Genomic DNA, 6,552 nt, shown 5'->3' with positions numbered 1-6,552 from the left:
CCCCTAATGATGTTGTCTAAAAAATTAATTACAATGAAAAAGTTTATTTTATCTTTAGTACTCATGGCTGTAACAACAAGTTACAGCCAAGAGTTAAACCTACCAGTATTTACACAATATTTAGCAGACAATCCTTTTGTTATTTCACCTGCCTTTGCCGGTATTGGAGATAACCTTAGAATTAGAGCCAATGGTCTTACACAATGGGTGGGTATTAAAGATGCACCGCAAAACCAGTCGCTGTATGCTGATTTTAGAGTTCTGGATCGTTCCGGAGTGGGTATCTCGCTTTATAATGACAGAAACGGTTATACGCGTCAAACCGGAGCAAAAGTTTCCTTTGCGCACCATATCATTTTAGATTATTATTCAAAGCAATATCTGTCTTTTGGACTTTCCTACAACTTCAATACATTTCGTATTGATACTGATGAGTTCAATACTACAATCGAGCATCCTGTTATAGATCCTTCTGTAACAGACAATCGTTACAATGCCAATAACAACTTTGATATTAGTGCCTTATACCGTAACAAAGGCTTCTACTTAAGTTTTAATGCCAACAACGTTTTAAAGAAAAACACCGATAAATACAGAGGTGTAGAACCTAATTTACTTTCAAACTATCAGGTATATTCAGGTTTTGTATTTAAAGACGGCGAAAATAACCGTATCGAATATGAACCATCTATTTACTACCAGTATTTTGCCAGTGATGGACGTTCTACAACCGATTTCAACTTCAAGTACAGACGTTACAACCGTTACGAAGATTACTATTGGGTAGGAGTTTCATACCGTTTCCTAAACGACCAGTTCCCAAAACCATTATCAGTTGGGCCAATGGTAGGTTTCATGAAATCTAAATTTTACTTCGGATACTCGTATCAGGTAATGTTTAACGATTTAGGAAACTATAATACAGGAACACACTCGGTAACTATTGGTTTCGATTTCTTACAATCCATCAGTAACTGTCCTTGTACACAAAGTCCGGTTCACGATTAAGGAGCATTTTCATCATTTTACGGGCAAATTTGTTTTTTTTCTTAACTTATAACGTTTTCGCTGTTATAGATAGGTTATTTTTATATTTATGATACTTTAAAAGTTCTATATTTGTTTTTCTTTCAAAAAAAACTAAAAAACTATATAATGAAAACTTTAAACGATTTCGATTTTAAGAATAAAAAAGCAATTATCCGTGTTGACTTTAATGTACCATTGGATGAAAATTTTAATGTAACAGATGCTACACGTATCGAAGCTGCAAAACCAACAATTGATGCTATTTTGGCACAAGGAGGAAGTGTAATTTTGATGTCGCATTTAGGAAGACCAAAAGGTGTTGAAGAAAAATATTCTTTAAAACATATTTTAAAAACAGCTTCAGAAATTTTAGGAGTTGAGGTTAAATTTGCCGAAAACTGTGTTGGAGAAGTAGCTCAGACTGCAGCCAAAGATTTAAAACCAGGAGAAGTTTTATTACTTGAAAATTTACGTTTTCATGCTGAAGAAGAAGCTGGAGATGTTGCTTTCGCAAAAGAATTAGCGTCACTTGGAGACATCTATGTAAACGATGCTTTTGGAACTGCTCACAGAGCGCACGCTTCAACAACTATTATTGCTCAATTCTTTCCAACAGAAAAATGTTTCGGAACATTGTTGGCAAAAGAAATAGAAAGCTTAAACAAAGTACTTAAAAATAGCGAAAAACCGGTAACAGCAGTTCTTGGAGGATCTAAAGTATCATCAAAAATTACCGTTATCGAAAATATCTTAGACAAAGTAGATCACATGATCATTGGTGGCGGAATGACTTTTACATTCATTAAAGCACAAGGTGGTAAAATTGGAGATTCTATTTGTGAAGATGACAAACAAGAATTAGCACTTGAAATTTTAAGACTGGCTAAAGAAAAAGGAGTTCAGATTCATATTCCGGTTGATGTAATTGCTGCAGATGATTTCTCAAACACAGCAAATACAAAAGTGGTAGATGTAAAAGAAATTCCAGACGGATGGCAAGGTCTTGATGCAGGTCCTAAATCTTTAGAGAACTTCAAAAAAGTAATTTTAGAGTCAAAAACTATTTTATGGAATGGTCCATTAGGAGTTTTCGAAATGGAATCATTCGCAAAAGGAACAATTGCATTAGGTGATTATATCGCCGAAGCTACAGAAAATGGAGCATTTTCATTAGTAGGTGGTGGAGATTCAGTTGCTGCTGTAAAACAATTCGGATTCGAAGATAAAATGAGTTATGTATCCACTGGTGGTGGGGCTATGCTTGAAATGTTAGAAGGAAAAGTTTTACCTGGAATCGCTGCGATTTTAGACTAAAAAATCACAATTAACATTTTTTTAGATAGTTTACATGCATAAACTCTTTAAGTTTGCAAAAGTAGGTCTTCTGTAATGGTTTGAATTATAGAATTTTAAAAAAATGTTATATGATTGTAAAAAAAATATCAATAGTGGTTTCGGTGTTTTTTTCTATGTCGATGTTTGCGCAGGATATTGCAAAGACAGATGTTGAAATTAAACCCATTGTAAAGATATCGTATTTAGATTCTGTTAAAAATACTTTCAAAAGAGACGAAATGGCAACTCGCGTTGACAGTCTCTGGATGAACGAATTAGTAAGTTTAGATATTTACGATGATCTTACAAAAGACATTCAAACCATCAATACAGATGTTACTGTAGATGAAGAGTTGCCAACAGAATTGCTTAAAGAGCGTCTTCAGGCAATGAATGGTAAATCACCTTTTAACATTGAATACAATCAGGGTTTAGAAAACATAATAAAGTCATTTCTTAAAAATCGTAAAAAATCATTTTCACGATTAATGTCTTTATCAGAATATTATTTTCCAATATTTGAAGACGCTTTTGCCAGACAAAATGTGCCTTTAGAAATTAAATATTTAGCCGTTGTAGAATCTGCTTTAAATCCTAAAGCAGTTTCTAAAATGGGCGCCACCGGAATTTGGCAATTCATGTACGGAACCGGTAAACAATATGCCCTTAAAATCGATTCTTATATTGATGAGCGTAGTGATCCTCTTAAAGCTACAGCCGCTGCATCAGAATACATGAGCAAGATGTTCAACATTTTTGGCGATTGGGAACTTGTTTTAGCATCATACAATTCAGGACCGGGAAATGTTACCAAAGCAATTCGTCGCTCTGGCGGAAAAACTAAATACTGGGACATTCGTAACCATCTTCCAAAAGAAACCCAAGGTTATGTTCCCGCTTTTTTAGCTACAATGTATCTTTTTGAATACCATAAAGAACACGGAATCAATCCGCAAAGAGCAGTAGTTAAAAATTTTGAAACCGATACGGTACAGATCAAAAATCAAATGTCATTCAAACAAATCGCAGATTTGTTAGACATGCCACAATCTCAAATACAACTTTTAAATCCTTCGTATAAATTAAATGTAGTACCTTTTTATCAAGGCGAAGCACATTACCTGCGCTTGCCAAAAGATAAAATAGCCACTTTCGTTTCAAACGAAGATAAAATTTATGACTACGTAGCCTATCAATCACGAAATAAAACAATGCCTACACAGTTGGCTTTGAAGGTTACGCCTAAAGCAAAAGCAAAACTAGAGAAAACAATCGAACCAGCTGATACTGATGTTAAGTGGTATAAAGTTCGCAAAGGAGATAATTTAGGTGCTATTGCTGCCAGATACAATGTAAATGTGATCGACTTAAAAAAATGGAATAATCTAAAAACAAACTCGGTTGCACTGGGTAGAAATTTAAAGATTAAATCAGATATCGATGCAGTTGTCAAAAATCCAAAAGAAGTAAAAGCAACTCTTGCAATAGAGAAAAAAGCTGAAGAAGCCGTTGCACTTGCCGATGATAAAGATAAAAACTCAAAAGTATACGACGTATACGTGGTAGCGACTGGCGATAACTTAGGAAGCATTGCGAAAAAATTCGGTATGAATATTGCTGAATTAAAAGAGATTAATAGTTTAACTTCAAATAATATTGGTTTAGGTAAATCTTTAACGGTTTCTAAAATTGTACCGGATATTATTGACGAACATGCTGTAAATACTGCAGTAGCTTCAAATTCTTCGATTGATTCATTCAAGAAAAAAGCGACTTCAACCAAAGATCTTGGAGAAGACTATTACGTTAAAAAAGGAGATTCGTTGTATAGTATTTCTAAAAAATATCCTGGAGTTACAATTTCAGATATTAAAAAATGGAATAATATTAAAGACGGAGACATTAAACCAGGAATGAAACTTAAAATAAACGGATAGTTAAAAAATCTTACATAAATTTGGGTTTTATTTCATAAATTAAGAAAATGAATAAAACCCATTTTTTATTGCTGTTAATTCCGTTTCTCTTGATTTCTTGTTTAAAAAATGAGAAACCCCAGCCCGTATCCGGTAAAACCAATTCGATTTCTATTATTATAGACGATCAGTTGTGGTATGGAGAAGTAGGAGACAGTATTCGAAATAAATTTGCTTCACCCGTTTTAGGCCTTACTCAGGAGGAACCTCTATTTACCATAAATCAATACCCCGCACGTTTGCTTGAAGGTTTTGTTACCGATAGCCGAAGCATTATTGTAGTAAAAAAAGCAACTACAGAAAAATTCGAAATTACGCACAGTAACTCTTTGCCGCATAACACATTTCGTATCTACGGAAAATCAGTCGATGATATTATTTGTAGTATCGAACTCAATTCTACACAAATTATTAAAATCATCCGCGATGCCGAAATTCAGAAAATCCAGGAAGACAATAGTAAATCACTATTGAACCCTACGGTTATAAAAAACAAATTCCACATCGATTTGCAGATCCCAATTGGTTACGAATACATGCTGCACAAAAAGAATTTTATTTGGCTTAAAAAAGACATTATAAGCGGTAATACAAGTTTACTTATTTACCAGATTCCCATTCGTAGTTTTAAGAAAAGCTCAGATCTTGTCGAGGATATTGTCAAAATGCGCGATTCGGTTGGATTTTATATTAAAGGCCGCGAACCCAATACCCGAATGATTACAGGTGAAGCCTATGCACCCTATTTTTCGACTACAATGCTGGACGGAAAACAAGCTTATGAAACCAAGGGAACCTGGGAGCTCAAAAATGACTTCATGGCCGGGCCATTCATTAATTACGCTATTGTAGACAAAATGTACAATCGAATTTTGGTCATCGAAGGATTTTGTTACTCGCCATCAAATCAGGAAAGAGATTTAATGTTCGATTTAGAAGCCATTATAAAATCTGTAAAAATTGATAAGCGATAAAAGTAAATTCTTACATCACTTTTTGAAATAAAAACAATCAACAGAAATAAGGAATAAATACAGAATGGAATTAAAATGGAAAATAAAGCCGTTTGACGCATTAACGGTTCACGAGTTATATGATTTACTCAAACTAAGAAGTGAGATCTTTGTAGTAGAGCAAAATTGCGTCTATTTAGATCTTGACGGAAAAGATAAGAAAGCATTACACCTAATTGGCGAATACGATGGTAAAACCGTCGCTTATGTTCGTTTATTCGATGCCGGAATTAGTTTCGACAACGCCTCAATTGGCAGAGTGGTAGTTGATGCCAATTATCGCGACAGAAAGTGGGGACATGATTTAATGCGTGAAGCAATTGCGGCCATAAAATCCAATTTCGATAAAGATAAAATCACCATTGGTGCACAATTGTATTTAAAGAAATTCTACGAAAGCCACGGATTTGTTCAAAGCAGCGAAATGTATCTTGAAGATGATATTCCGCATATCGAGATGGTAAGGGAATAATTAACTGTACAAAAACACATCCGAAGAATTATTATTATCCCCTATATATCTTTTGGTTTCAAAGGAGTTCAAACCGTTATTTACTTTTTAAGTATATAACGGTTTTTTTATTCTGTAAGTTTTGAATTATATTTTTATTTAAATTAGATCAAAAAAATACTATGAGAAAACTTCTTTTATTCGTTTTTGTTTTCGCATTTGCGCAAAACACGTTTAGTCAAATTAAGCTAAAAGTAGGCGATAAGGTTCCGGATCTTAATATCACAGATTATTTAGCAAATGCTCCCAAAGATAAAAATCTTAAAGGCAAATATATTCTGCTGGAATTTTGGGCAACCTGGTGTACAAGCTGTTTGGCCGAAGTTCCAAATTTGAATAAAACTCAGGAAAGATTTAAAGATAAAAAGGATTTTGTTTTTGTTTCCATTACAGATGAATCACCTGAGAAAACTAAAAAAACACTAGAAAGAGTAAAGTTCAAGTCAATTGTAGTTAGTGATCAAACTAAAAAAGCCCTAAATGATTTTGTAGTTGATAATGCCTACGGAGGTTATGCTATACCTAAAACTTTTTTAATTGACAATCAGGGAATATTAAGATGGATAGGCCAACCCTGGTTATTAAATGATGTCGTTTTAAATAAATTTCTGGAAGGAAAAGAAATATTAGTATCGGATAATACGGTTTCAAATAGACCTCCGGAACCAGGTTTTTAAGTAAAAGCTGT

The 6,552-nt window shown here is 33.8% G+C and carries 6 protein-coding genes; all 6 read left to right on the top strand.

What is annotated here, in order from left to right; all coding sequences use genetic code 11:
• Window positions 1-33: 33 nt before the first annotated feature.
• The 6 genes from ACIDC4_RS14725 (at window position 34) to ACIDC4_RS14700 (ending at window position 6,541) form a co-directional block, all read left to right on the top strand.
• Window positions 34-1,008: a PorP/SprF family type IX secretion system membrane protein gene (locus ACIDC4_RS14725; RefSeq protein ID WP_412044853.1), complete on the top strand. Its 975-nt coding sequence runs from the start codon at window positions 34-36 to the stop codon at window positions 1,006-1,008.
• Between the two features lie 147 nt (window positions 1,009-1,155).
• Window positions 1,156-2,343, top strand: coding sequence for a phosphoglycerate kinase (locus ACIDC4_RS14720; protein WP_412044852.1), 1,188 nt, complete (start codon window positions 1,156-1,158; stop codon window positions 2,341-2,343).
• Between the two features lie 110 nt (window positions 2,344-2,453).
• The gene (locus tag ACIDC4_RS14715; protein WP_412044851.1) at window positions 2,454-4,301 is read left to right on the top strand and encodes a LysM peptidoglycan-binding domain-containing protein; all 1,848 of its coding nucleotides are present in this window, start codon (window positions 2,454-2,456) and stop codon (window positions 4,299-4,301) included.
• Between the two features lie 47 nt (window positions 4,302-4,348).
• Window positions 4,349-5,314, top strand: a complete 966-nt coding sequence (locus tag ACIDC4_RS14710; protein ID WP_412044850.1) for a DUF4837 family protein — start codon at window positions 4,349-4,351, stop codon at window positions 5,312-5,314.
• Between the two features lie 64 nt (window positions 5,315-5,378).
• Window positions 5,379-5,825, top strand: a complete 447-nt coding sequence (locus tag ACIDC4_RS14705; protein ID WP_412044849.1) for a GNAT family N-acetyltransferase — start codon at window positions 5,379-5,381, stop codon at window positions 5,823-5,825.
• Between the two features lie 161 nt (window positions 5,826-5,986).
• Window positions 5,987-6,541, top strand: coding sequence for a TlpA family protein disulfide reductase (locus ACIDC4_RS14700; protein WP_412044848.1), 555 nt, complete (start codon window positions 5,987-5,989; stop codon window positions 6,539-6,541).
• Window positions 6,542-6,552 lie beyond the last annotated feature (11 nt).

The organism is Flavobacterium sp. C3NV (assembly GCF_046825355.2).
Classification (GTDB): Bacteria; Bacteroidota; Bacteroidia; order Flavobacteriales; family Flavobacteriaceae; genus Flavobacterium.
This window is presented reverse-complemented; position numbering and strand designations above follow the sequence as displayed.